Raw genomic sequence first — 25,214 nt, 5'->3', positions numbered from 1 at the left:
GAAACAGCCACGCCATGACTGCCCCGCGCACGCTCTACGACAAGATCTGGGACGACCACGTGGTCGATGTCGAGCCGGACGGCACCAGCCTCCTCTACATCGACCGCCACCTCGTCCACGAGGTGACGAGCCCACAGGCCTTCGAGGGGCTGCGCGTGGCCGGACGGCGCGTGCGCCACCCGGAGAAGACCCTGGCCGTGGTGGACCACAACGTCCAGACCTCGGACCGCCGCTTCGGCATCGAGGATCCGGAGAGCCGCCTCCAGCTGGAGACGCTGGCCGAGAACGTGCGCGACTTCGGCATCGAGTTCTACGATGCCCTCGACCGCCGCCAGGGCATCGTCCACGTCATCGGCCCCGAACAGGGCTTCACCCTGCCGGGCCAGACCATCGTCTGCGGCGACAGCCACACCTCGACCCACGGCGCGTTCGGCGCGCTGGCGCATGGCATCGGCACCTCGGAGGTGGAGCACGTGCTCGCCACCCAGACGCTGCTGCAGCGCAAGGCCAAGAACATGCGCGTGACCGTGGACGGCACCCTGCCGCCGGGCGTCACCGCCAAGGACATCATCCTCGCCATCATCGGCGAGATCGGCACCGCCGGCGGCACCGGCTACGTCATCGAATATGCTGGCGAGGCGATCCGCGCCCTCTCGATGGAGGGGCGCATGACGATCTGCAACATGTCGATCGAGGGCGGCGCCCGCGCCGGCCTGGTGGCGCCGGACGCCATCACCTACGCCTACGTCAAGGATCGCCCCAAGGCTCCCAAGGGCGAGGCGTTCGAGCGGGCCCGCGCCTATTGGGACAGCCTCGCCACCGACGAGGGCGCCTTCTTCGACCGCGAAGTCCGCCTCGACGCGGCGAGCCTGCCGCCCCTGGTGAGCTGGGGCACCAGCCCCGAGGACGTGGTCTCGATCTCCGGTCTCGTGCCCGACCCGGCCGCCATCGCCGACGAGAACAAGCGCCAATCGAAGGCCAAGGCCCTCGATTACATGGGCCTCACGCCCGGCACCAAGATCACGGACATCACCCTCGACCGGGTCTTCATCGGCTCCTGCACCAACGGCCGCATCGAGGACCTGCGCGCCGTGGCCAAGATGGTGGAGGGCCGCAAGGTTCACCCGTCGGTCTCGGCCATGGTGGTGCCGGGCTCCGGCGTGGTGAAGGCCCAGGCGGAAGCGGAGGGCATCGACCTCATCCTCAAGGAGGCCGGGTTCGATTGGCGCGAGCCGGGCTGCTCCATGTGCCTCGGCATGAATGCCGACCGCCTCAGCCCCAACGAGCGCTGCGCCTCCACCTCGAACCGCAATTTCGAGGGCCGCCAGGGCCATCGCGGGCGCACCCACCTCGTCTCCCCCGCCATGGCCGCCGCGGCCGCCGTGGCCGGCCGCTTCGTCGACATCCGCGAGTGGCGCGGCGAGGCCTAAGCGCCGAGCTCGAGCGGAATCCGCGAAACGGGCCGGAATCGCGATTGACGCGGCCGGCCCGTCCGCCTAAACGAACCTCCGCGTCGGCAAACATCTGCCGACCGGCCCAGGTGGCGGAATTGGTAGACGCGCTGGTTTCAGGTACCAGTCTTGCAAGAGGTGAAGGTTCGAGTCCTTTCCTGGGCACCAATCAAAAACTAAGTGACTGATGTTGACTTAGTTTTTGGCCCCGCTTTCCGCACTTCGTCGATCGGTGCGGGATAAATCGGAGCCTCGCGGGCCAGTCGGGCATTATCCGCGGTTCTGGTATAGGTCGCATTCTCCCGGCTTCCCGGCGCCTATCCATAGAGGGCATTAAGCGGTCGACCGCCCAGCCGAAGAGGCCGCGCATCGCTTTGAGGAAGTTGTTCGCGGCGTGCGGTCGATCTCGGCGCCGGTCTCGGCCGGCAAGGATGGCCCTTGGTTCAATTCCCTTCAGGGGCGTTTCGCCGGCCGTTGCTTCCACGGTGAGATAAACTGTGTGCCTTTGCTTGCGTGTGGCCGGGCTGATATCGGACCATGCTGCGCTCGCGAGATACTTTCCAATGAGCCACGAAAGTGAGCCTGTGGCCGGCCCCTTCGCCTCGACGGGCGCTCCGTCTAGCGCGAGTCTGTAGTCTCGCCAGAAGGCTTCTGAACCATACGGCTCAGTCAGGCGGATTCGCTTGCCCTGCTCTTTCCTCGCGTACCAGACGACGCGAACGTGGTGGGGTTCTTTGCGAACGAGGTGGGGCGGGCGGGGAGCGAGGCATGTTGAGGGTCATAGGAGCGGCACCCGCTCATCGTTTGCAACCTCAGTGGCATCATTCGCCTGGCATGCCTGCTCCGCCGAAGGGATTGTCTCCACGGCGACGCCATCGGGGCGCACGACGCTGCGATGCACAGACAGGCCAGCCGCCTGCACAATCTGAATCGCGCGTGCGATATTAGCCTGTGTAACCATGGTGGCCCTACGCGGCACGCAGATGTTCCTCATCAATTTTCAGAACGCGGGGGAATAGGGCGCTATTCCCGAATAGGGCGCAGCGCAGATGTTTTACAGGGGGCACAACCGGCCGTAGAATGGGCGGGCAACAGCTTGGTACACAGGAGGGGCTTTTTGTCCGCGTTTGGCGCTCTACTAAGACGGATCTTTTATGCAGAGCCGCCAAGCGAGAACCATCAGCACAGACTGCTCGATAGCATTGGACAAGACGCTCCTTCCAATCGTCGCTTCGCCGCCCTTCGTATGTGGAACTATTTCTTGGCTGCGTTAAATGTGGCATTTATAATTATTCTATTCGTTATAGTTTTACGAAGCGATTGGCTGGCCCCAGCGCCGCCCCCAAAGCGACCGTTAGAGTTATTGATGGGTATTCTCAACCACAGCCATCAACCCGCGCCACAATCTACATCAATAGAGTACAAAGACTTCGTAGCGATCCTTTTGAGCGCCCTTAGTGTTATGATCGCAATTCTTGGTCTGCTACTTGCGGGTGGTGCGATTTTGGGGCTATCAGGAACTAAAGGGGGCGGCATTGAGGGTTGCCCTGGAACATTTGGACAGAACCGTTCCTTCGATTGCGTCGCGTGCCGCTGAGAATGTCGCACGACAGCAGTTGGCGGGCGGGGGAGCAGACTCTACCTCAGACTACGGTGAAGCAGCAGGAAGGGAGGATGGCCATGAGAAACAGACAGACCGACAGCCGCCTTCCAACGGAGATCATAGAGCCGTTCCTGAGGACGGTACCAGTTGACGTTTATGGGATGGCTCGAGCTCTGGGAGTCGCTGTAAGCAAAACCCCCATGGCGAGCGACGTCTCAGGAAAGATCGAATGTGAAATAAATGGTCCTTGCAGGATCACTATAAATTCCACTCATTCTGAGACCCGGCAACGCTTTACCCTCGCTCATGAGATAGCGCATTTCGTGTTGCAGCGCGATTTGATTGGTGACGGGATTGTCGATAACGGTCTTTATCGTAGCTTGCAGCCTCTCCTGATCGAGAGTCAGGCTAATCGATACGCCGCGTCCTTGTTGATGCCTGTACCGTTGGTGAGGCAGGCTTGGGAGAACGGGGCACACGACGAGTACGCTTTGGCATCAGTTTTTGATGTATCCCCGGCGGTTGCAAAGATCAGGATGAAAGAGCTCGGGTGTGTGCTCTGGCCTCTCAACGGCCCAGTTGGTTTTGGGCGTAAGGCTTTCGCTTAAGGTCAGATCAGTCGCCCGCTGCACTTAAACGACTAAATTCTGACTGATCTCTACCAGCTTTTTGCCGTCGCACCACGCCTTCCGCGATCAGGGCAAGCCCTATCAACGTGTAAGAGCCCGCTTCCGCCGAATTTGCTGAATTTGATGAGGCAGGCGGCGACGTCGTTCCCTTTCACGGAACAGCTTTTGCTGCGGGTCTGCAGCCACGATCTTTGTCCCTCCAGCAAAGCTTTGGCGCTCACGCTATCGAAGGTATGCCGGAGGTCATTGTAGGCTTTCACCATTTCGTCATCGGCTGACCTTGCCGATGCGCTGGTGCAGATGGCCTTGTCGATGGCGTCTTTCGCCGTGTCGCAATGTCTTACCGGTTCCGCGCTTCCGAATGTCGGTAACGTCAGGGCTATTGTCATCATCCCGGCTGAGGACGCGATGATGAAGATGTTCGTTGCCATGATGTCTCGACCGGGTAATGAAAAAAGCAATGCGACGACTGACGTCCCGTTCGTTCTGGCTGGCATACGATTGTTTGAGATGCCGTTACGACTTCAGCACACTTCGACACGACGGCTGTGATGCCTTCTGAAAGGTGAATCGCTGACGGGGAGCAGGGCCGATACTCGCGGGGCGCGTCTCCGCGCCGGGAACGGGGAGGGGCCGGTCCAACCGAGATTGCTCTGGAATGGGCGTTGGCGGGTTGACGCCCCGAGCCTTCGACAGCCAAGCTGCCGGCAACCGAGATACCGCACAGGCCGAACCAGGCAGCACGGCAAGCTCCGCCGACGCCGATGTCCCACTCTCGAGAGACCCTTCCGGAATGCGTCTTCCCCGTTTCCGCCGCGCCACCGGCCGGCTGCTGGCCCTCCTCGGCCTTGTCGTGTCCTTGCTCGTCTCGACTCCGCTCCTGCCGGCCCGTGCCGCCGAGGCGGTCTTTCCGCCTGCCGGCGGGATCGGTCTGGTGCCGCCCGCCGGCATGACGCCCGCCAAGAGCTTCGCCGGTTTCGAGCATCCCTCCGGCGCCTCCATCGTCATCGTCGCGATGCCGGCCGAGGCCTATGGGCAGCTCGCCGAGAAATTCACCCCCGATTCCCTGCGTTCGACGGGCTTTGCCGCCGTGGGAGCGGCCGAGCCGCTGTCCGTCGCCGGCGGCGAGGGGCGGGTCCTGCGCGGCAGCCAGTCGGCCAGGGGGATCGCCTATACCAAGTGGGTCGCGGTGGTGCGGGGCGGGGATGGCACCGGCCTCGTCACCGTGCAGGTTCCGGAAGCGGCCCGTGGGCAGGTGCCGAACCAGGCGGTGGAGGCGGCGCTGGGCACGATCGCCTTCCGCTCGCCCGGCAGCGTCGCCGACCAGATCGCGGCCATGCCCTATTCGGTGGGGGACCTGGCCGGGTTCCGCCCGGTGCGGACGCTGATGGGAAACACCCTCCTGCTCACCGATGGCCCCAATGACGTCGATCCCGAAGGCACCCAGCCGCTCGTCATCGTGGCGCCCTCCCTGGGGAAGGCTCCGGTCGCGACCGACCAGCAGAGCGCCTTCGCCCGCAAGGCGCTGGGCACCATCCGCGAGGTGAAGGACATCGCGGTCACCGACGAGAGCCGCACCACCGAGGGCGGCGCGGTCGTCATCCGCCTGCGGGCCACCGGCAAGGACGTCCGGTCCGGCCGTAAGGTCGGGGTGACCCAGACGATCCGCTTCGAGGGCAAGACCTACCTGCGGGTCATCGGTCTCGCCGGCGCGGACCAGCCGGACGCCCTCGCGCGGGCCGAGCGCGTCGCCGCCTCGGTGGTTCCGCGCTGATCAGGCGGGGCGGTATGGGGGACGCGCCCATCACGGTCCGCCCCGGCCCGCCAGGGTTGCCCCCGCGATCGCGGGGAGGCTAGACATCCCTGCGACCGGAACGCCGCACGTCACCGGGCCGGTCGCCGCCTCTTCCCCGTCTCGCGAGGAGCCACGATGCAGAGACCCAAGGATCGCAGTGTCGCCCTCTCCGGGTCCGCTGCATGAGGGTCGTCCGCGCGGCACGCCTCCACCTGAAGGAGGGGGCCTCCGACAAGGTCTACGAGGTGGACCTCGTGGAGAACGACGCGGTCGCCGCGCCTGAGCGGTTCCTCGTCAACATCCGCTACGGACGACGCGGCGCGATCCTGCGTGAGGGATCGAAGACGGCGCAGCCGATCTCGGCCGATGCCGCCGCGAAAGTGTTCGACAGTGTCGTCGTCGCGAAGATCAACGGCGGCTACCGCCGGATGGACCAGCCCGTAGCGTCATCCGTGACAGGCACGGCCGGAGCCCCGGCCGAGGGCCGCGACGGCATCCTTCTCGCGCGGCTGGCATCCTGCCGGCGCGGGCCGTGGCCGGAGAAGGATCGCGAGCGCCTGCTCTGGCGCATCGGCCAGCTTCGGATCGCGCAAGCGGAGCCGGCCCTCGTGGCCATGGTGCGGGACGTCGGGCCGGCGGGGGCGAGCTACGCCCTGGTCTGGGCGCTGGCCCGCGCCGTGGGGGGCAAGGCGGCACCGATCCTCGAGGCCGTGGCGGCCGAGACGAGCAGCGTCGTGATTCGCGACCTCGCCCGCTTCGCCCTGGTCTCGCCGCTGATGGGCGCGCAACGACGCCCCTCGGGCGAGGAGGCGGACCTGCCGCAGGCGGTCGCCCGCCCGGCCTGCGCCGGCGACGCGGACGGCCTCGTCGCCGCGCTGACTGCCCTCGCCAGGGCCAAGCCCCTCGCCGTCGGGCCGGCGCTGGTGGCGCTCGGCCGCCGCGCGCAGGACGATGCCGTGCTGCATGCCTGCCTCTGCGCCGCGCTCCCGCGCTTGGCCCCCCGGCCGCCCTACCTCATCGGCCTGCGCCGCCTCTTCAAACATGCCGAGATGGCCGACGATGCCGGCCTCTTCGGCGCCACCGCGCTGCGGCTCGAGACCGCGAAGGCGATGTACAAATCCGGCGACCCCATGGTCTACTCGGCCGAGTTGCGGCGGCAATTCGTGGTGCGCGATGAACGGGGCGGCCCGGACGCGCGGATCGGCCTGTCCTCGGCCACCTCGCTCTACCTCAAGCGCCGGATCTGGCGGGCCCTGCGCAAGCGCGGCGAGGTCGGCGATCCGGCCTTCGCCGAGATGGCCGCCGGGCTGCTGCTGAGGGTGCGGCCGGAGGATCTGGGTCCGCGCACGGTCTCGACCCTGTGGCGGCGTCAGGCGAACGGCACCTGGGGCCGCGAGCCCCGCCTGCGCGGCCCCCTCGCGACCCAATGGGCGGCGAGCCATCTCCTGTTCCGCCATGCCCCGCAGGCACGGCCGCGCTCGGGCTCGGCCACGTTCTTCCTCGATGCCGATACCGACCTCGACTCGCGGGACGAGGCCTTCCCCGACCTCTGGAGCGCCCGGCCCGACCTTGCCCTCCGTCTCGCCACGGAGGGGCGGATCGACCCCGTGGCGATGCTGGGACTGCGCGTCCTGAGGGCCGACGCCGCCGCCTGCGCCGCCCTCGATGCCGCCGCGATCGGCCGCCTGCTCGGCCCGACTCTGCCCGCCGTCGCCGCCTTCGGCCTGGAGATCGCGCGGGAGCGTCTCGCCCGCGGCGGGGCCGATCCCGAACTCCTCGCCGTCCTCGTCCAGGCCCGGTTTCCAGAGGCGCGGATGCTCGCCCTGCGGCGGATCGAGGCCGAGGCGGATTTGCCCTGGTCGAACGTGGCGCTGGCCTTCGCGCTGCTCACGAGTGCCGCGCCGGAGGTCGAGGCGGCGCTCCTCCCCCTCGCCCGCGAGCGCGGGCTTTCGGCCGGCGTCGCCGGGCCTTTGGCCGAGCGGCTGGTGGCATGGCTGCGGGCGATGCCGCCGGTCCTCGACGCGGAGGCGGCGGCATCGATCCGGGCCATGCGCGCGGGCCTGCCGCTGCTCTGGCCGGACCACGACATGCCGGTGGACGGGCAGGACATCGCCGCGCTGATGGCGCATCCGGCCCCGGAGATGATGGCTGCGGGCGTCGCGCTGCTGGCCTTGTCCGGCACCGATGCCGATGGCCTGCCCGCCGAGCAATGGTACGCCCTGATCGGCTCGGACTCCCTGGACGTGCGGGACGCCGCCATCGGCCTCCTGTCGCGCCTCGACGATGAGCGGCTCCGCCGGCACGCCGACCCCATCCTCGCCTTCGCCTCCGGTCCTTCGCCCGTCCTGCGAAAGGCGGCGCGGCCCCTGGTGAGGCGCCTGGTCGATGCCGATCCGGCCAGCGCCGGCCCGCTGGCGCAAGCCCTCATCGCAAGCCTGTTCCGCACCGCGCCGGACGACCGGTTCGTCGCCGACATCGTCGCGCTCCTGGGCGAGGCGATGCCGGGGGAACTCGCCGCTCTCGACGCCGGCACCCTGTGGCGCCTCCTGCAGGCGCAGGCCAAGGGCGCGCAGCGCCTCGGGGCCATCGTGCTGGCCGAGCGGGAGCCCGGCCTCTTCAGCGTGCGCCAGATCGCGCGGCTCGGGGGCCATTCGCACCTCTCCGTGCGGCAATGGGCGATGGCCGCTTATCTCGCCGAGCCTTCCCGCTTCCAGGCCGAGGCGGCCGAGGCCGTCCTTCTCGTCGAAAGCGACTGGCCGGAGACCTTCGCCTTCGCGGAGAGCCATTTCGCGACCTGGCCGGAGGAGGCCTGGACGCCGGAGGCGCTTTCCGTCGTCACCGACAGCGTCAAGCCGGAGGTCCTGGCCTTCGCCCGCAGGCTCCTGCGCAGCCATCTGCGGCCGGGGGAGGCGGATGCCCAGATCCTGCGCCTCCTCGAACATCCCTCGCCCTCCATGCACCTCTTGGTGACGGAACTCCTGACGGCGCAGGCGGTGGAAAGCGAGGAGGCCTTCGCCCGTCTCGTGCCGCTCGCCCGCATCGTCATGCTGCAGGTGCTGACGGGGCGGACCGCCAAGGACAGGATGGCCGCCTTCCTGAAGGGGGAGGCCCTGCGCAGCCGCGAGCGGGCGCAAGGTTTGCTGCTTTTCTTCGCCGACCTGTCGCTCAGCGGCACGGCGCGCGACCGGAACGCCGCGATCCTGGCGCTCCGCGACATCGCCGACGCCTATCCGGACCTCGAGACGCCCCTCGTCCGGCGCCCCTCCGTGGTACGGCCCTCCCCCGGATCCCTGTCGGAGGGTGCCCGATGAACGTCGTCCACCGCTATCTCGGCGAGAGCCGCGCCGTCACGGAAGGGGGTACGACGCGGCTCGGCTTCGCGCCTGATACCTTGCGCGCGCCGACCTTCTTCAACGGAAGGGTCGCCCGCCACCTGCCGTTCCGCGAGGCGATCTCGGCCCTGCACCACGTCGTGGTGTCGGACCTGCGCTTCAAGCCGAAGGACCGCAGCGCCTATTTCGCCTGGCTGCAGGCCAACGAGCAGCAGCTTCTCGCCGAGGCGCTGGCTGGGCGGGACGAGCTGGAGGCCGAGATCGAGTCCCTGCGCCGCGAACTCACGGACATCGGCATCCAGTCACAGACGGTGATGCGGCCGTTCTACAAGGCGCGGCAGCTTTATTTTGACCGCCTCTACAAGGAGGATCTCGACGCCTGGATCGTCCTCGACCCGGTCATCACCGTGCATCCGGACGAGATTTTCTTCGAGTGTTTCAGCCTCGACGAATCCACCTACGGGCGCCTCTCCTGCGACCACGACGTGTTCGAACGCATGGGCGAGATGGCCTTCGGCACCACCAACATCGATTACAGCCACGCTCTGTACGACGAGTTCCAGAAGATCCGCAGCGACCGGGACACCGAACTCGCCATCGACCCCTCCGGCTTCTCGGTGCAGACCAGCGGCACGGAGGAGTATCGCGAGGACAAGATCGAGCTGCCCGATTCCTGGATGCGGGGCTTCCTGCAGGTCTCGAGCGCCATGACGCAGCCCGCCTGCGTGGTCGATCTGCACCCCGTCGACATGCACGCGATCCTCACCCGGCTCGCCGCCCGCCGGGAGCGGCACGGCCCGCGCTCCCTGCGCTTCCTGCTCGAACCGGACCGGCCGGTGAGCGTGCTGATCGAACCCTGGAACGAGCGCCTGACCTTCCGGCGCTCGATCTACCGGGGGCCGGCGAGCGCCGAGCTCCGGCTCTGGGGCCGTCGCCGGCTGGCGATTCTCGCCCGCGCCCTGCCGCTCGCCAGATCGGTGCGCCTCCATCTCCTCGGCACCGGTCTGCCCTCCTTCGCGGTGGTCGATTACGGCGGCCTGCGCTTCACCCTCGGCCTGTCCGGCTGGACCGCCAACGACTGGTCCCGCGCCGGCCAGTTCGACCTTCTCACCCCGCGTACGGATGTCGATGCGGGCACCGCCGCGCGGGTCTTCGCGGCGCTCGGCCGCCATCTCTTCGCCGATGCCGGGACCCTCGCAGCCGAGACCGGCCTCGACCGGGCGACGGTGGAGGCCGCGCTCGGCGGCTACGTCCAGGCCGGCCGCGTCATGTTCGATCTCGACAAGCGGGTGTTTCGCCTGCGCGAACTCACCCGCGAACCCCTCGACGCGGGCGCCCTGCGCTTCGCCTCGGAGCAGGAGGCCAAGGCCGACCGTTTCGTCGCCGCCGGGCTGGTGACCCTCGGCCCCATCACCCGCGCCGAGGGCCGGCGCAGCCTCACCGGCTCCGTGTTGGACGACGGCCGGGCCATGGCGACCGCCGTCGAGATCGACGCGGATGACCGCATGGTCGGAGGCCACTGCACCTGCGGCTTCTACATCCGCAACAAACTGATGCGCGGCCCCTGCGAGCACATGCTGGCCCTGCGCCGCATCGTCCACGCGCAGGTCGAGGGCAAGCCGATGAGGAGTCAGGCGTGAGGAACCGCGTCGGCAAGCGATTGATGCCCTCCCCGGCATGCTTTAAGCTTCTTCCCCTGAGGGACGTCGGGCGGAGCGGACCTTGCATTCTGGGCGGCGTTTCGCCGTCCCTGCACCCTGCCCGGCAAAGCGTCACTGGCCCGCTCTTCACTGGGCCGGCACAGACCCCTACCGCGCGCTTTCTGTTTGGGTTCCTTGAACCCAAACGCGCGGTAGGGGTCGTGCCGGCATCGAGTGGACCGGACCAGTCCCGAGACTTGACGAAGGCTTTCCGCCCGGCGTCCCTCACTCGTCCTCCCGTCCGGGCGCGCCGCCCATGAGCGTCCAGCCCGGCTCGCTCACCCGGCAGCAACTCTACGACCGCATCCGCGAGAGCTCGAAGGACGAGGTCGTCCTCGAAGAGATGATCCGGCTCGGCTACTGGCCGGCCGGGACGGATCAGCCGAACCTCCCCGAGGACGTCATCCGCCGAAGGGGCGAGCTCACCCGCGAACTGACGGACCTGCATCGGAGCGGGGCGCTTTGGAAGAATCCAGACGCCGCCCTCAAGGCGATGCACAAGCGCCGGAAGAAGGCGGCCCTGGAACGGCGGCGCGAAACCAAGCTCAACGGCGCGCGCGGGCGGCACGAACGCGCGCTCGCCTGGCACGGGCGCCGGAACCGGGAGATCCTCTATCTCGGCGAGGGCGTCTCGGCGGGTCTCTCGGCGCGGGCAGACGCCGGAGCGTCGCGAGCCGACGGCCTGCCGGAACTGGCGAGTCCTGGCGCGGTGGCCGAGGCCATGGGGATCGGCCTCGGCGAGCTGCGCTTCCTCGCCTATGACCGGGCGCTCGCCACGGTGAGCCATTACCAGCGTTTCACCATCCCGAAGAAGATCGGTGGGCTGCGTGCCATCTCGGCGCCGATGCCCCGGCTCAAGCGGGCGCAATACTGGATTCTCGATGCCGTGCTGGCTCATGCGGGCATCCACGACGCGGCCCACGGCTTCGTTCCGGGCCGCTCGATCCTGACGAACGCCGCCCTTCATGTGGGGCGGGACGTGGTGGTCAATCTCGATCTCAAGGACTTCTTCCCGACGCTGGATTACCGCCGGATCAAGGGCAAGTTCCGGGGCCTCGGCTATGCCGAGCCGGTGGCTACGGTGCTCGCCCTGCTCTGCACCGAGCCGGATGTGGACGAGGTCGAGATCGACGGGCAGCGTCTCTACGCGGCGCGCGGACCGCGCCGCCTGCCCCAGGGGGCGCCCACGAGCCCGGCGCTCACCAACCTCGTCTGCACCCGCCTCGATGCGCGGCTCACCGGCCTCGCCGCGTCGCTCGGCTTCACCTACTCGCGCTACGCCGACGACATGACCTTCTCCGCTTCGGGCGAGGCCGCGGGCAAGACCGGCGCGCTCCTGAAATACGTGCACGAGATCGTCGCCGGGGAAGGCTTCACAATCCATCCCGACAAGACGCGGGTGATGCGGCGGGGGCGGCACCAGGAGGTCACCGGGCTCACGGTGAACGAGCGGGTCGCGGTGCCGCGCGAGACCCTGCGGCGGTTCCGCGCCCTGCTGCACGGCATCGAGGGGCACGGACCCGCCGGCCGCCGCTGGGGCCGGAGCGAGGGGCAGGCGGTGCTCGCGGCGGCTTTGGGCTTTGCCCGCTTCGTCCGGATGGTCACGCCCGAAGCCGGTGCTCCCCTGGTCGCGCAGGCGCGGCGGCTCGCCGAGAAACACGGGGCGCCGCAGCAATCGGCCCAGCCCCGGATCACCCCCTTCCGCGCGCAATCCGCCCGGGGTGTGCCGCCGCGCGAGGGCTGGTGGAGCCCGGCCGAACGCCCGCCGCCGCAGCCCGATCCCATCCTGCTCGAGGCCGAGCGGCCCGCCAGAAGCGTTCCCGGACGAAGCGGCCTGCCCTCCATCGGCCGTCGCCCCGAGCCGGCCTCCGATCAGCCGCGTCCCGGATCGCCGCCCGGCGGCGATGTCGAAGAGGAGACTCCGCTGAAGCCCTGGATGGTGGTGCTCGGCGTGTTCGTTCTGTTCCAGGCCGGCGCCATCGTGCACCCGGTCCTGGGATTGCTGGTGCTCGCCGCTTCACTGGTGATCGCAATCCGGCGCTGGCTCCGCCGCCGACGCCGGAGATAGGGATCTCGGAAGCGGTCCGGCTTCCGGCCGCATTCCGGCGGCTTCTCACACCGGGTCTTGATGGCCCTGATCCATGGGGCGGGGTCATCGAGGTCCGGTTGCCCCCTCCGCCCCCGGTGACGTTCCGGCGGCCTGCCAGCGGCTTGCTCCTACGGATGGACATCCGACGCTCGATGCCGACCCCTAAACCTCCGAGATGGGTGGAAAGCAGACTCTGGCGTAGAGCCAGGAGACGCTCCTATTCAGCTAAGTCGGGCTCGGTGAGCTCGGATTTCACTGGTCCCTGCTCCAACGCCCAATTGACCAAGGCTTTAATCGAGGGGCCGAGCGCGTATCCTTTGTCAGTCAGCGTATACTCCACCTTCGGTGGAACCTGGGGATAGACAGTCCGCGTCAAGATGCCTTCCTTCTCCAATTCCTTAAGCTGTTGGATCAGCATCTTTTGATTCACGCCCTCGATGCGCCGCTCTAGCTCTGAGAAACGCACTGGTGCTCTCGCCGCGAAGAGTTGGACGATGATTGCGATCTTCCACTTCCCTTCAAGCACCCGGAGCGTCTCTCTCGTTGCCGCTGCCCAGACGAGCTGCTGCTTAGGGTCCTGATTCTGGCAGTCACGGTCCATGAGCTTACCTTTCGGTGGGTACCAAACTTTTTGGTGGGTTCTTGCGATCCATCCAGCAATCGATATTTCTGACGGCGAGGCAACCCTCATGATCGGAGTATCTAATGAAAATCGGCATCATCGGCGCAGGAAATATCGGCGCAACGCTGGCTCAGATCTTGGACAAGGCCGGCCATGACGTGAAGCTCGCCAACTCGAAGGGACCTGAAACACTAAAGGAGATCGTTGACGGTACGACGATCGCTGCGGTCACCCGAGACAATGCCGTCAAAGATGTCGATGTAATCATTCTGTCCGTGCCGTTTGCTCGAAATCCAGAACTCGCGCCGGTGCTCGCTGATGTTCCGGCGAGCGTTGTCATCGTCGACACGTCCAACTACTACCCGATGCGCGACGGAATGATTGAAGAGGTGGACGAAGGAAAGCTGGAAACCGTCTGGAGCAGCGAGCAAGTCGGGCGGCCTCTTGTAAAAGCCTGGAACGCACTTCTGTCCTTTACTCTCGCCGAAGCTGGATCGGAAAGTGGCTCAGTTTCCAGACTAGCCATACCGATCGCTGGAGATCATGCGGCTGCCAAATCCGTCGTATCGCGCCTTGTCGATGAAACGGGCTTCGATGTGGTGGACGCAGGCCCTATATCCGAATCCTGGCGTTTCCAGCCAGGAACACCCGCCTATTGCACGGAACTCGATGCTGCTGGCGTGAAGAGCGCACTTTCTACTGCCGATAAGGCTCGTTCGTCCCATAACCTTGAGCTCATAACGCAGGCGTTCATTGATGGGAGCTTGAAGCTCGAACGTGAAGCGATGGTCGCCTTCAATCGCAAAATATCAGTCTGAATATAAACCACGGAGATTCGGCCCGAGTATCAGCAATGCGTAAGAGCATTCGACAGAGCTTTCGCTTGCTCTTACGCATGGTTTATTCGGCCTTTAAAATCTAGAAAGTCCCACGAAGCATCTCGGCTTCGAATTGGACGACCTGTTGGAGGTTTCAGAGAGGATCCACCGCTGATCCGACTTGTCGGAAATCCGCCGGAGCGGACTGGCCCAATGTCTTCTAAGGGTTGCGAGCGAGCGGTACCAACCGTGAAATTTCAGCCCCTTGCCTGCCGGCGACTTGGGCGGAGGCCACTCGAAGTCGACGCACGCCATCGCGGATGGGCCGGCTCCCCCGACACGTCTTGCAATTATAGATTATGATAATAATCTATAAGCCGAAGCGGCCCCCCAAGGGGGGCGCATCGTGGGAGAGCGTCGTGGGCAAGACGGACATCAAGACGGCCATCGTCACCGGAGCGGCATCCGGCATCGGACTGGCAACGGCCAAGGCCCTGAAAGCGGCCGGCTACCGCGTCTACGGTACGAGCCGCAGACCCGCGCAGGGGCGGGACGGGGACATCACCATGCTGGCCTGCGACGTGACCGACGACGCCTCCGTCGAGGCCCTGGTGCGGACGGTCCACGGCGAGACCGGGCGGATCGATCTGCTGGTCAACAATGCCGGTTTCGGCATCAGCGGCGCGGCCGAGGAATCCACGGTCGCGCAGGCGCAGGCACTCTTCGACGTCAACCTGTTCGGCGTCATCCGCACGACCCGGGCGGTGCTGCCGCTGATGCGGGCGCAGGCGGGCGGCCGCATCGTCAACATCAGCTCCATCCTGGGGCTCGTCCCGGCGCCCTACATGGCTGTCTATTCGGCCAGCAAGCACGCGCTGGAAGGCTATTCGGAATCCCTCGACCACGAGGTCCGCGGCCAGGGCATCCGCGTCGTGCTGGTCGAGCCCGCCTATACGCGCACGGCCTTCGACGCGAACCTGGTCTCCCCCGATGCCCCGTTGAGCCTCTACGATTCCGATCGCGCGGGCCGGGAGCGTTTCACGCGGGAGGTCATGGCCACGGCCGACGCGCCCGAGATCGTCGCCAAGGTCGTGGTGAAGGCCGCCACCGCGGCGGCGCCCCATCTGCGCTACACCGCCGGATCGATGGCGCGGCAAGCCAGCCTCCTGCGCCGTTTCGTGCCGGCAAAGCAGTTCGACAAGAGCTACCGCAAGCAGATGCGCCTTCCCCCGGTCTCCTGAGCCTCCGCCCTTCGGGGGACGTGGGAAACATGGTCCGCCCGTCTCTCAGCCACGATCGGGATTGACCATCGGGTCGGCCTGGAGCCTCGCCGCGGCCAGACCGATGAAGGCGCGCACCTTGGCCGGCGCGCGCCTCCCCTCCAGGGTCACGATATGGACCGGGAGCGGCACCGCGTCCGGATCGTCGAGGACCAGCCTGAGCCGGCCTTCGGCGACCGACGGCGCCACCTGATAGGACAGCAGAGATGCGATCCCCTGGCCGGCGAGGGCGGCCGCCAGGACCGCGTCGATCGTGTTGCAGATCAACCGGCATCGCGTGGCGCCACGCGTCGGCCCTTCGGCCGGGGAATGGCGCTCGAAGGGCAGTCCCATGGCGGTCGAACCGATGGTCGCGTGGTGGTGCAAATCCCCCATCGATTGCGGTGTTCCGTGCCGGTCGAGATAGTCCGGCGCGGCGCAGAGAACCCGTCGGACGGTGCCGACCCGAACCGCGACGAGCCCGGAATCGGCCAGATGACCGATGCGGATTCCCACATCGGCGCCCTCCTCGATCAGGTTGACCACCCTGTCGAGGAACAGCGCGCGCACGCCGACGGCCGGGTAACGCGCAAGAAAATCCGTGATGGCGGGTAAGACATAAAGCCGGCCGAACTGCACCGGAGCGGTGATCGTCAAGGTTCCGGAAGGTGTCGCATAGGCGCCGGCCGCGAGTGCTTCCGCTTCTTCCATGTCCGCGAGGATGCGGCGGCAATCCTCCAGATAGCGTCCGCCCGCCTCGGTGAGCATCAGCGAGCGCGTGGTCCGCGTCAGCAGCCGGGTGCCAATCCGGTTCTCCAGGGCGGCCACCGCACGGGTCACTGCGGGTGGGCTCATGTTGAGTTGGCGCGCCGCAGCGGCGAACCCCCCGCTCTCCGCCACCCGCACGAAGACCCGCATCGCCTGCCACCGATCCATGCCGGCTTCCTCCTCACCCGCAGATTATTCCAGAAACTGGAATAGTCGATTGCGAGGAATGCCGGTTCACGCGTTCCACGCAAGGGTCTCTGATGTGTCCGTGGCCGGCGCCCTCGTCCGGCCGTGGCGGAGATCCATCATGAAACTGTTCCACATGGCCCTGTCCGGGCATGCGCACCGGGCGCGTCTGTTCCTGTCCCTGGTGGGCGCGGATTGCGAAATCGTCGAGGTCGACCTCGCCGCCGGCGCGCACAGGACGCCGGAATTCCTCGCCCTGAACCCGTTCGGACAGGTGCCGGTGCTCGTCGATGGCGACGTGGTGGTTCCGGATTCGAACGCCATCCTGGTCTACGTGGCCAAGACACTCGGGCGGACGGATTGGCTGCCGGAGGATGCCCTCGCGGCGGCGCGGGTGCAGCGCTGGCTCTCGGTGGCGGCCGGGCCCATCGCCTTCGGCCCCGCCGCGGCCCGGCTGATCACTGTCTTCGGCGCTCGCTTCGACACGGCCGAAGTGATTGCCCGTGCACATCAAATCCTCGGCCGCCTCGAGGCGGAACTCACCGGTCGCGACTGGATCGCCGCCGACCATCCGACCATCGCGGATGTGGCCCTCTACAGCTACGTCGCCGCAGCCCCCGAGGGGAATGTCGGTCTCGGCCCTTATTCCGAGATCCGTGCCTGGCTCGGCCGCATCGAGGCGCTACCCGGCTTCGTGCCCTTTCCGACGACGGCGGCCGGCCTGCGCGTGGGCTGACACCACACCCTGTCACGAAACCCTTTCAGTGGGAGATTCCCATATCATCCGACCATCACCCCGCCTCGCCCTGGCATCCGGGCGAGATCGCGATTCAGAATCATGCCGGCGTCACCGAACGCATGGCCGAGATCGGTCCCCGCGTCATCCGCGACCGGATGATCGACCAGCATCGAGACTTCTTCCGGAACTTACCTTTCGTGGTGCTGGGGGCTGTGGACCCGGAGGGTGAGGTCTGGGCGACGATCCGGGCCGGCGAGCCGGGATTTCTCGACGCGCCGGACCCCTTCCGCCTCCGCGTTCGGAGCGCCGCCGATCCCCACGATCCCGCCGAGGCTGGCCTGGCAGACGGATCGGCGGTCGGTCTTCTCGGAATCGATCTGGCGACGCGACGCCGCAATCGCCTGAACGGGATCGTCCGGCGCGAGGGGGGCGACGAATTCGATGTCGGGGTGCAGCAAAGCTTCGGCAATTGCCCGCAATACATCCGGGTCCGGCAGCAGCCTGAGCGTTTACTTGATCCCGTTGCGGCTGCCCCCGAGATCGCCCGCGGCCTCGACGACCGCGCCCGGGCGCTCATCGCAGGCGCCGATACGTTCTTCGTCGCGACCTATGCGGACGGGGGGGAGGGGAACCGCCAAGTCGATGTCTCGCATCGCGGCGGTGCGCAAGGCTTCGTGCGGATCGGCGAAGACGAAGTGCTGACGGTCCCGGATTATTCCGGCAACCGATTCTTCAATACACTTGGAAACATCCGCGCGAATCCTCGCGCCGGGCTCGTCTTCATCGACTTTACCAGCGGTGACCTGCTGCAGATGTCGGGGCGGGCGGAGGTGCTCCTCGATACTCCCGAGATCGCGAGTTTCCCGGGAGCCGAGCGGCTCTGGCGCTTCGCGCCCCGCACCCTCGTCCGGCGCGTGGGGGCCGTGCCGCTCCGGTTCGAGGCCGCTTCACCCCCCGGGGGTGCCTGATCCCCTGGGCGGGACGGACTTCGCCCCGGGGTTCGCCTCAGCGACGGCGGACCTGGCTCTGTTTCGTGTGGAGCACCTTGCGTGCCCGCGCCTCGTGGATCGCGGCCACCTTCATCAGAAGGCGGCGTTCGACGTCCGAGGGAGCGCTCGCGGCACAGTCCCGCAGGGCGATCGCCGCTCGCACATGCATCAGCGCCCGATCCAGCATCCGGTCCTCGCTCTTCGCCTCATTCCCTTCCTGCCTAGCGCCGCTGTGCTTAAGGCATCATCAAGCCGGATGCCGGGGCGGAGCGGTCGCGCGCGCCCAACGACGCGTCCATTCTTCGTCCGCCTTCACGAAGGTCCGGCCCGGCGCCGAGCAGGCCGTCCGGGCGCCGCCGATTGGCTGCGAGAGTTGACGCCGGCCGTCGGGACTGCCAACCCGGCCGCATTGCGGGCGCGGCCGCTCCCTCGGTCCGCAGGAGTACCGAATCTTCATGTCCGATCTGCTTGAGACGATCCGCAGAACCCTCGTGCCGATCCACAAGGAGGGCTACCCCTTCATCCTGATCGGCATCGTGCTGACCGTGCTGTTCGGCTATTTTGCCCAGTTCGCCGGCTGGATCTTCCTGATCCTCACCCTGTGGGTCTGCTATTTCTTCCGCGATCCCGAGCGGGTGACCCCGGTGGCGGATGGCCTGGTGGTCTCGCCGGCCGACGGCCGGGTGAACCTGATCTCCACCGTGCTGCCGCCGCCCGAACTCGACCTGCCGCAGGAGCCGATGACCCGGATCTCGGTCTTCATGAACGTGTTCGATTGCCACGTGAACCGCGTTCCCGTGACCGGCAAGATCGGCCAGATCGTCTACACGCCCGGCCTGTTCCTCAATGCGGAACTCGACAAGGCCAGCGACGACAACGAGCGTAACGGCCTCGTCATCGAGACCACGCATCGCGGCAGCCCCCTGCGCGTCGGCGTCGTGCAGATCGCCGGATTGGTGGCCCGTCGCATCGTCGGCTGGGTGCAGGCGAACGATACTTTGAACGTGGGCGAGCGCTTCGGCCTCATCCGCTTCGGCTCCCGCGTCGACGTCTACCTGCCGGTGGGGACTCGGGTGCTGGTCGGCCTCGGCCAGAAGGCGGTGGCGGGCGAGACCGTTCTCGCCGATCTCGGCGGCGGCCCCGAGCGCAGCTTCCGCCGCATCTGATCCCGCCCGGCCCCGCCCTGGCGGGGTCGCGATCCTTCGCGGACGGTGCCCTTGAGGCCCGTTCGCCCGTCTTTCTGAAAAGGCGCGTCATGGACGATCTCTTTCCGCCCTTCGAGCCGGATGCCAACGAGCCGAAGCCGCGCCGCTTCAAGGCGGTGCCTTTCCGGATGATCGCGCCCAACATGATCACCCTGATGGCGGTGTGCCTCGGGCTGACCGCGATCCGACTGGCATTCGAGGGCAAGTTCGAGCCGGCCGTGATCGCCATCGTCGCGGCCGCCTTCCTCGACGGGATCGACGGGCGCGTCGCCCGCATGCTCAAGGGAACGTCACGTTTCGGGGCCGAGCTCGATTCCCTCGCCGATTTCGTCAATTTCGGCTGCGCGCCGGCGCTCATCCTCTACGGCTTTGCCCTGAAGGAGCTGCGCTCGCTAGGCTGGATCGTCGCCCTGATCTTCGCCATCGCCATGGCCCTGCGTCTCGCCCGCTTCAACGCGATGCTCGACGATCCCAACCGGCCCGCCTGGAAGAAGGACTTCTTCGTCGGCATGCCGGCGCCGGCCGGGGCCCTGACGGCGCTGCTGCCGCTCTATCTCCACTTCCTCGGCCTGCCGATCGAGCGTTGGGCCGCGCCGGTGGTGCTCGGCTACACGCTCTGCATCGCGCTCCTGGTGGTCTCCACCGTGCCGACCTTCTCCGGCAAGACCATGGGCAAGCGCGTTCCCCGCGAATGGGTGCTGCCGATCTTCCTCGTGGTGGTCGCGGCCTTCGGCCTCTTCATCAGCTACCCGTTCGAGGCCATGGTGGTGATGGCGGCCGGCTACCTCATCACCCTGCCGATCGGGGCGGCGCAGTATCGGCGCCGGGCGAAACACGAGGAGCGCCTCGACGCAACCGACCGTGGACAGATCGGTACGGCGCCTGTCGAAACCTGATCGCCTCGCCTAACGTCCCGGCGGGAATGCGGGCGGCGCAAGTTTTGGAGGCGACGGTGCTGGAAGAATTCAAGAAATTCGCGTTGCGCGGCAACGTCGTCGATCTGGCGGTGGGCGTGATCATCGGCGCCGCTTTCGGCTCCATTGTCACCTCCGCCGTCCAAGACGTGTTCATGCCGATCATCGGCGCGATCACGGGCGGGCTCGACTTCTCGAACTACTACATCGCGCTCTCGTCGAGCGTGCAGAAGGGGGCGGCCTACGCGGACGCCAAGAAACAGGGCGCAGTGATCGGCTACGGCCAGTTCATCACCGTGGCGCTCAACTTCATGATCGTCGCCTTCGTGCTGTTTCTCGTCATCCGGGCGATGAATAAGCTCCAGACCCAGGAGGAGGCGAAGCCTGTTCCCGAAACCCCGGCGGACGTGAAGCTGCTGGGCGAGATCCGCGATATCCTCGCGGCCAGACCCAAGGTCTGAGATCAGATCGTCGTCGCGGGTGGTGTCTTCAGGTCGTCGAGGAGGCCATCAAGGGCCTGCTCCACCGCCCCGGTGCCTTCCTCATGGGTCTTCAGACGGATCTCGAGACGGCGCAATTGCGGCTCGAACTCTTCCGGCACAGCTGGATCACCGAGGAATTTCGGCGCATCGTCCTGCGTGGTGAAGACGGAGCGCAGCTGCTGGCCGAGATGATCCCGCACCGGCTCGGGCAGGGCCGGATCGACATCCGCGCCGCCGGCCTGACCGGGGGGCGATTTATCAATGCGGAAGATCGGATCGTTCGCCATATCGGGTCTCTCCTCAATCAAGAGCAATAACCAGCCGGGGCGGAGAGTGTTGCGTGCCTCGACTCACAAATGTTGATGGTACCCGATCCAGCGCCGGTATTTCTGGTATTTCTCGTGCGAACCCCGACCATCTTCCGATCCACGAAAAAGCCCCCGGTGCCGTGGCACCGGGGGCTCTTGCCGAATGGTCAGCTGCGATCGACGATGATTAGTCGATGACTTCGACGATGCGGCGGCTGCGATCCACCAGGACCGGACGGTCGTTGACGATGGTGTAGCGCGCGCCGCGGGCATTGTACTCGGACGGCACGTCGTAATAGGTCACGCCGGTGCCGGGCAGGGTCGCGCCGACGCGGACGTCGCCGTCGTAATTGTAGGAGCTGTGACGCTCGCGGGTGACGTACTGGCGGAAGCGGGGACGGTCGTCGACACCGAGGATGCCACCGACGGTTCCGGTCGCAGCGCCGACGGCACCACCGACGATGGCACCTACGGGACCAGCTGCATCGGCACCTTCCTGGGCGCCACGCTCAGCGCCGCGCACGAGGCCCTGGGCCTGGGCGGCGAGGGGGAGGGACAGAGCGATCGCCGAAGCGGCGAGAAGGGTCTTGATGTTCATGATCGAGATCTCCGTATCCGATGACCCGCGAACGGTGACGCTCAGCGGGGTTCGGGGCAGTAACGCCCCATCTCGGGAAAGGGATGCCTCGAAAATCGATTTTGCCGGAATGTCCCGATCATGCCCCCGATGAGAGAACGATATTCCCCGTCCGCAAGGCGTCGCGGAAGGGGTAGCCCGGTGAGCATGGTGGGGAGCCGATCCCGACCACCCACCGGGCGGAGTCAGGCGTCCTTCGGCATGGCCGACTGGATCAGCCGGTCCGAGCTGAGGTCTTCTTCGTCGTAGCCGAGCAATTCGGCGAGCCGCCCGCGGGCACGGCTCACGCGGCTTTTCACCGTGCCGACCTTGCAGCCCATGATCGTGGCGGCCTCTTCGTAGGACACACCCTCGGCGCCCACGAGGACGAGGGCCTCGCGCTGATCGGGCGGAAGCTTGGCGAGCGCCGTCTGCAGATCCTCGACATCGAGGCGGTCGCCCTGGTGCGGTGCCGTCGCGAGACGCGCCGCGTAGGAGCCGTCCTGGTCTTCCACCTCGCGCACGCGCTTGCGGTGGTCCGAGTAGAAGATGTTGCGCAGGATCGTGAAGAGCCAGGCATTCAGGTTCGTGCCCGGCTGGAACCGTGCGCGATGCTGCCAGCCCTTGAGCAGGGTGTCCTGCACGAGATCGTCCGAGCGGGCCGGATTGCTGGTGAGCGAGAGCGCGAAGGCTCGCAGCGACGGCACCGCCGCCAGCAAACCGTTGCGGAACTCGGGTTCCACCTGCTCGCCACGGGCCTTCAGGGCGGCTTCCAGCTTCTCGATGAGTTCGGCGAAGCGCGTTGCCGGCTCGTCCGCGCCAAGGCGGTCGTAGACGGTGCGGAGCTGGTCGCCGAGATGTGAGCGGATGGTCGCGGTCAGGCCCGGCCGCCCATCGTCGTTCGTGTCGCTCAGGAGGTCGTCGCTGGTTTCAAGGACGTCGCGTGTCATGGCTCGTCGTATTCTGGTCGTTGGGCAGGAAATCGTCCGGTTCGGGCCGGCCGTATCGGATCGGTCCGCCTGACATCGACGGCGAGGCCGTAGCGTGTCTCGGGTTGTAGCGCATCATACCCGGTCACGCACCCCGCCAAGCCACGCAAATGGCGACCTGCGCCGTTCGCGTCCACATGCGGCGGATGGCATCGGCGGCGGCGACATCTTCCCGATATCGAGGAAGGAGGGCCGCCTCTGCTTGCGCCCCATATCCGGCCATTGTCTCACCTGTCTCTCTGCCATCGCGAAAGGGATCGTCCATGCATCGTCGCGCCTTCACGGCGAGTCTCACGGCGGCCGTCCTGGCCGGGCCGGGCGATGCGGTTCGCGCGTCGGCTCTTAGCAGGCCACCCGTCAGCATTGCCATGCTGATGTTTCCCGGCATGACGGCCCTCGACCTCGTCGGGCCGCAGGCGATCCTGGCGGGTCTGGCCGGCGGCCGGCTCCACCTCGTGGCTCGCCAGACAGGCCCGATCCCCAGCGATACGGGCCTGACAATGGTAGCCGATACGTCCTTCGAGACCTGTCCGGGCGAGATCGACGTACTCTTCGTGCCCGGCGGCGACGCGACCCCCGGCCAGATGCGCGAGGAGGCGACCCTCGCCTTCCTGCGCGACCGGGCGGCACGAGCGTCCTGGGTCACCAGCGTCTGCACCGGTTCACTCATCCTCGGCGCGGCGGGACTGCTCGACGGCTACCGCGCTACCTCGCACTGGTGCGTGCGCGAGACCGTGCTGCCGCGCCTCGGCGCCATTCCGGTGAACCGGCGCGTGGTGGTCGATCGCAACCGGATCACGGCGGCGGGTATTTCCGCCGGCCTCGACTTCGCTCTCGTCCTGGCGGCCCTTCTGCACGGCGACGATGCTGCGAGGACGAGCCAGCTTGTCGCCGAATATGCGCCGGAACCGCCCTTCTCCGCCGGCACGCCCGAGACTGCCGGGCCGGATATCGCCGCTGGCGCCGGAGCGATTCTCAAGGATCTGGTGGATGGGTCTCTCGCGGCGGCAGCGAGCTACGCGCCGCGATGAGGTCCGGGGCTCAGGGCCTCCGGCCGCACATGGTCTCCGTCCCCCGCGAGGGCGCGTCATTTTGCCGGAACTCTGTTGAATGGCCAAGGTTTAGCCCCTGGCGAGAAAGCTGCATGGTCGCGATGCGCTGGCCGCCGGACTTCCGCGCTCCAACCATGAAGGGCATCGATCCATGGCATCAGGCCTCGCTGGCGATCTCACCCGGACGAAATCCCTCGAGCGACTGAATGCCGATGCCGAAGGGGGAGAGCACAAGCTCGAGCGCACCCTCGGCCCCTGGAGCCTCGTCGCCCTCGGCATCGGCGCGGTGATCGGAGCCGGCCTGTTCTCCCTCACCGGCATCGCGGCGGCCGAGCATGCCGGTCCCGCCGTAGTGATCTCCTTCGCCATCGCGTCGATCGCCTGCGCCTTCGCCGGGATGTGCTACAGCGAGCTCGCGGGCATGATCCCCGTGGCGGGTTCGGCCTATACCTACGCCTATGCCACGATGGGCGAGTTCGTGGCCTGGATCATCGGCTGGGACCTCGTGCTCGAATACGCTGTCGGCGCGGCCACCGTTTCGGTGAGCTGGTCGAGCTATGTCACCCGGTTCCTGCGGGACACCCTCGGCATCAACCTGCCGCCCAGCCTCGTCAATTCCCCCTTCGAGACCTACACGGTCGACGGGGTGACGGCGCATGGCATCGTCAACCTGCCGGCGATCCTCATCATCGTCGCCGTCTCGGCCCTGCTGATGATCGGTATCCGTGAATCCGCCCGGGTCAACGCCGTCGTCGTGGCGATCAAGCTCGCGGTGGTGGCGGTCGTGGTGGGCGTCGGCCTGTTCTACATCAAGGCGCAGAACTACGTGCCGTTCATCCCCGAGAACACCGGGACCTTCGGCGAGTACGGTTGGAGCGGCATCATGCGCGGCGCCGGCGTGGTGTTCTTTGCCTATATCGGGTTCGACGCGGTCTCGACGGCGGCGCAGGAGGCCAAGAACCCCCAGCGCAACATGATGATCGGCATCCTCGGCTCGCTGGCCATCTGCACGGTGATCTACATCGCCTTCGCCGGTGTGCTCACCGGCCTCGTGCATTACGACGCCATGAAGGGCGATGCTGCGCCTGTGAACACGGCGATCGCCCAGACACCGTTCCCCTGGCTGAAGAGCCTCGTGACGCTCGGCGTCATCGCCGGCTTCTCCACCGTGATCCTGGTCCTGCTGCTCGGCCAGAGCCGGGTGTTCTACTCCATGAGCCAGGACCGACTGCTGCCGGGCTTCTTTTCCAAGATTCATCCGACCTGGAAGACGCCCTATCGCTCGAACCTGTTCTTCATGGTGTTCACGAGTGCTCTGGGCGGCTTCCTGCCGATCAGCCAGCTCGGCCACATGACCAGCATCGGCACCCTGCTCGCCTTCATCCTGGTCTGTGCGGGAGTCATCATCCTGCGCCGGACCCAGCCCGATGCGCGACGGGACTACCGGACGCCGCTGGTGCCGCTGGTGCCGATCCTCGGCATCGTCAGCTGCCTCGCCATGATGGTGTCCCTCGACGGCCAGACCTGGCTGCGACTGATTGCCTGGCTCGCGGTAGGACTTGTGATCTACTTCGCCTGGAGCCGACGCAACAGCCGTCTCGGCCGGGCGGAGGCGGCCTGACCGTAGCAGTCTCGGCTGTCCCCAGGGAACGGGATCCGGTGCTCGGG

The 25,214-nt window shown here is 66.9% G+C and carries 22 protein-coding genes and 1 tRNA gene; 16 read left to right on the top strand and 7 right to left on the bottom strand.

Annotated features, from left to right (window positions below; genetic code table 11):
• Positions 1-14: 14 nt before the first annotated feature.
• The 3 genes from leuC to ACYQML_RS02155 all read left to right on the top strand — a co-directional run bounded on the left by leuC (position 15) and on the right by ACYQML_RS02155 (position 3,662).
• Complete coding sequence (gene leuC / locus ACYQML_RS02165) at positions 15-1,430, top strand: 3-isopropylmalate dehydratase large subunit (RefSeq protein WP_056421992.1); 1,416 nt, start codon at positions 15-17, stop codon at positions 1,428-1,430.
• 104 nt (positions 1,431-1,534) lie between these two features.
• Positions 1,535-1,619 (top strand) — tRNA-Leu (locus ACYQML_RS02160).
• A gap of 1,431 nt (positions 1,620-3,050) precedes the next feature.
• Entirely contained in the window at positions 3,051-3,662 is a 612-nt protein-coding gene (locus ACYQML_RS02155; RefSeq protein ID WP_461234554.1) for an ImmA/IrrE family metallo-endopeptidase, read from the top strand.
• A 50-nt stretch (positions 3,663-3,712) separates the two neighbouring features.
• Here the strand turns inward: ACYQML_RS02155 and ACYQML_RS02150 are convergent, their stop codons facing one another.
• On the bottom strand, positions 3,713-4,114 hold the full coding sequence (locus ACYQML_RS02150; protein WP_461234553.1) for a lysozyme inhibitor LprI family protein: 402 nt from the start codon (positions 4,112-4,114) through the stop codon (positions 3,713-3,715).
• Between the two features lie 362 nt (positions 4,115-4,476).
• Between ACYQML_RS02150 and ACYQML_RS02145 the strand changes: the two genes are divergently transcribed.
• The 4 genes from ACYQML_RS02145 (at position 4,477) to ACYQML_RS02130 (ending at position 12,578) form a co-directional block, all read left to right on the top strand.
• On the top strand, positions 4,477-5,457 hold the full coding sequence (locus ACYQML_RS02145) for a hypothetical protein (protein WP_461234552.1): 981 nt from the start codon (positions 4,477-4,479) through the stop codon (positions 5,455-5,457).
• Positions 5,458-5,660: 203 nt separating this feature from the next.
• Positions 5,661-8,789, top strand: coding sequence for a hypothetical protein (locus tag ACYQML_RS02140; RefSeq protein ID WP_461234551.1), 3,129 nt, complete (start codon positions 5,661-5,663; stop codon positions 8,787-8,789).
• Complete coding sequence (locus tag ACYQML_RS02135) at positions 8,786-10,450, top strand: SWIM zinc finger family protein (protein WP_461234550.1); 1,665 nt, start codon at positions 8,786-8,788, stop codon at positions 10,448-10,450. The genes ACYQML_RS02140 and ACYQML_RS02135 overlap by 4 nt, the downstream gene beginning before the upstream one ends.
• 316 nt (positions 10,451-10,766) lie before the next feature.
• Positions 10,767-12,578, top strand: coding sequence for a reverse transcriptase family protein (locus ACYQML_RS02130; RefSeq protein WP_461234549.1), 1,812 nt, complete (start codon positions 10,767-10,769; stop codon positions 12,576-12,578).
• Between the two features lie 238 nt (positions 12,579-12,816).
• On the opposite strand, the gene ACYQML_RS02125 is transcribed toward ACYQML_RS02130, so the two are convergent.
• Positions 12,817-13,200 carry a winged helix-turn-helix transcriptional regulator gene (locus ACYQML_RS02125; RefSeq protein ID WP_056454766.1) on the bottom strand — a complete coding sequence of 128 codons (384 nt, stop codon included), beginning with the start codon at positions 13,198-13,200 and terminating at the stop codon, positions 12,817-12,819.
• Positions 13,201-13,304: 104 nt separating this feature from the next.
• On the opposite strand from ACYQML_RS02125, the gene ACYQML_RS02120 reads away from it, so the two are divergent.
• Positions 13,305-14,039 (top strand): NADPH-dependent F420 reductase, encoded by a 735-nt coding sequence (locus ACYQML_RS02120; RefSeq protein ID WP_461234548.1) that lies wholly within the window; start codon positions 13,305-13,307, stop codon positions 14,037-14,039.
• Positions 14,040-14,458: 419 nt separating this feature from the next.
• Positions 14,459-15,280 (top strand): oxidoreductase, encoded by an 822-nt coding sequence (locus ACYQML_RS02115; RefSeq protein ID WP_461234547.1) that lies wholly within the window; start codon positions 14,459-14,461, stop codon positions 15,278-15,280.
• 45 nt (positions 15,281-15,325) lie between these two features.
• Here the strand turns inward: ACYQML_RS02115 and ACYQML_RS02110 are convergent, their stop codons facing one another.
• Positions 15,326-16,234, bottom strand: a complete 909-nt coding sequence (locus ACYQML_RS02110) for a LysR family transcriptional regulator (protein WP_461234546.1) — start codon at positions 16,232-16,234, stop codon at positions 15,326-15,328.
• A 139-nt stretch (positions 16,235-16,373) separates the two neighbouring features.
• Between ACYQML_RS02110 and ACYQML_RS02105 the strand changes: the two genes are divergently transcribed.
• Positions 16,374-16,988 (top strand): glutathione S-transferase family protein, encoded by a 615-nt coding sequence (locus ACYQML_RS02105; RefSeq protein ID WP_461234545.1) that lies wholly within the window; start codon positions 16,374-16,376, stop codon positions 16,986-16,988.
• A gap of 122 nt (positions 16,989-17,110) precedes the next feature.
• A complete protein-coding gene (locus ACYQML_RS02100) occupies positions 17,111-17,959 on the top strand; it encodes a pyridoxamine 5'-phosphate oxidase family protein (protein WP_461234544.1) in 849 nt (282 codons plus the stop codon).
• Positions 17,960-17,996: 37 nt separating this feature from the next.
• Here the strand turns inward: ACYQML_RS02100 and ACYQML_RS02095 are convergent, their stop codons facing one another.
• A complete protein-coding gene (locus ACYQML_RS02095) occupies positions 17,997-18,167 on the bottom strand; it encodes a hypothetical protein (RefSeq protein WP_200919005.1) in 171 nt (56 codons plus the stop codon).
• Positions 18,168-18,435: 268 nt separating this feature from the next.
• Here ACYQML_RS02095 and ACYQML_RS02090 point away from each other — a divergent pair, with 268 nt between their 5' ends.
• The 3 genes from ACYQML_RS02090 to mscL all read left to right on the top strand — a co-directional run bounded on the left by ACYQML_RS02090 (position 18,436) and on the right by mscL (position 20,560).
• Positions 18,436-19,146, top strand: coding sequence for a phosphatidylserine decarboxylase (locus tag ACYQML_RS02090; protein ID WP_018045459.1), 711 nt, complete (start codon positions 18,436-18,438; stop codon positions 19,144-19,146).
• Positions 19,147-19,235: 89 nt separating this feature from the next.
• Positions 19,236-20,081, top strand: coding sequence for a CDP-alcohol phosphatidyltransferase family protein (locus ACYQML_RS02085; protein ID WP_056421958.1), 846 nt, complete (start codon positions 19,236-19,238; stop codon positions 20,079-20,081).
• A gap of 56 nt (positions 20,082-20,137) precedes the next feature.
• Positions 20,138-20,560: a large conductance mechanosensitive channel protein MscL gene (mscL, locus tag ACYQML_RS02080; RefSeq protein WP_419951317.1), complete on the top strand. Its 423-nt coding sequence runs from the start codon at positions 20,138-20,140 to the stop codon at positions 20,558-20,560.
• A gap of 2 nt (positions 20,561-20,562) precedes the next feature.
• On the opposite strand, the gene ACYQML_RS02075 is transcribed toward mscL, so the two are convergent.
• From ACYQML_RS02075 to ACYQML_RS02065, 3 genes are all read right to left on the bottom strand, one after another.
• Complete coding sequence (locus ACYQML_RS02075) at positions 20,563-20,868, bottom strand: hypothetical protein (RefSeq protein WP_461234543.1); 306 nt, start codon at positions 20,866-20,868, stop codon at positions 20,563-20,565.
• Positions 20,869-21,076: 208 nt separating this feature from the next.
• Positions 21,077-21,487 (bottom strand): DUF1236 domain-containing protein, encoded by a 411-nt coding sequence (locus ACYQML_RS02070; protein WP_056421956.1) that lies wholly within the window; start codon positions 21,485-21,487, stop codon positions 21,077-21,079.
• A 224-nt stretch (positions 21,488-21,711) separates the two neighbouring features.
• Positions 21,712-22,455, bottom strand: coding sequence for a sigma-70 family RNA polymerase sigma factor (locus tag ACYQML_RS02065; protein WP_056421955.1), 744 nt, complete (start codon positions 22,453-22,455; stop codon positions 21,712-21,714).
• A gap of 302 nt (positions 22,456-22,757) precedes the next feature.
• On the opposite strand from ACYQML_RS02065, the gene ACYQML_RS02060 reads away from it, so the two are divergent.
• Both ACYQML_RS02060 and ACYQML_RS02055 read left to right on the top strand, forming a co-directional pair.
• Entirely contained in the window at positions 22,758-23,525 is a 768-nt protein-coding gene (locus ACYQML_RS02060; RefSeq protein ID WP_461234542.1) for a DJ-1/PfpI family protein, read from the top strand.
• Between the two features lie 172 nt (positions 23,526-23,697).
• Entirely contained in the window at positions 23,698-25,167 is a 1,470-nt protein-coding gene (locus tag ACYQML_RS02055) for an amino acid permease (protein ID WP_056421954.1), read from the top strand.
• Positions 25,168-25,214 lie beyond the last annotated feature (47 nt).

It is taken from the genome of Methylobacterium sp. CM6244 (genome assembly GCF_054817885.1).
The sequence above is the reverse complement of the archived record's forward strand: the minus strand, read 5'-3'. Positions and strand labels throughout refer to the sequence as shown.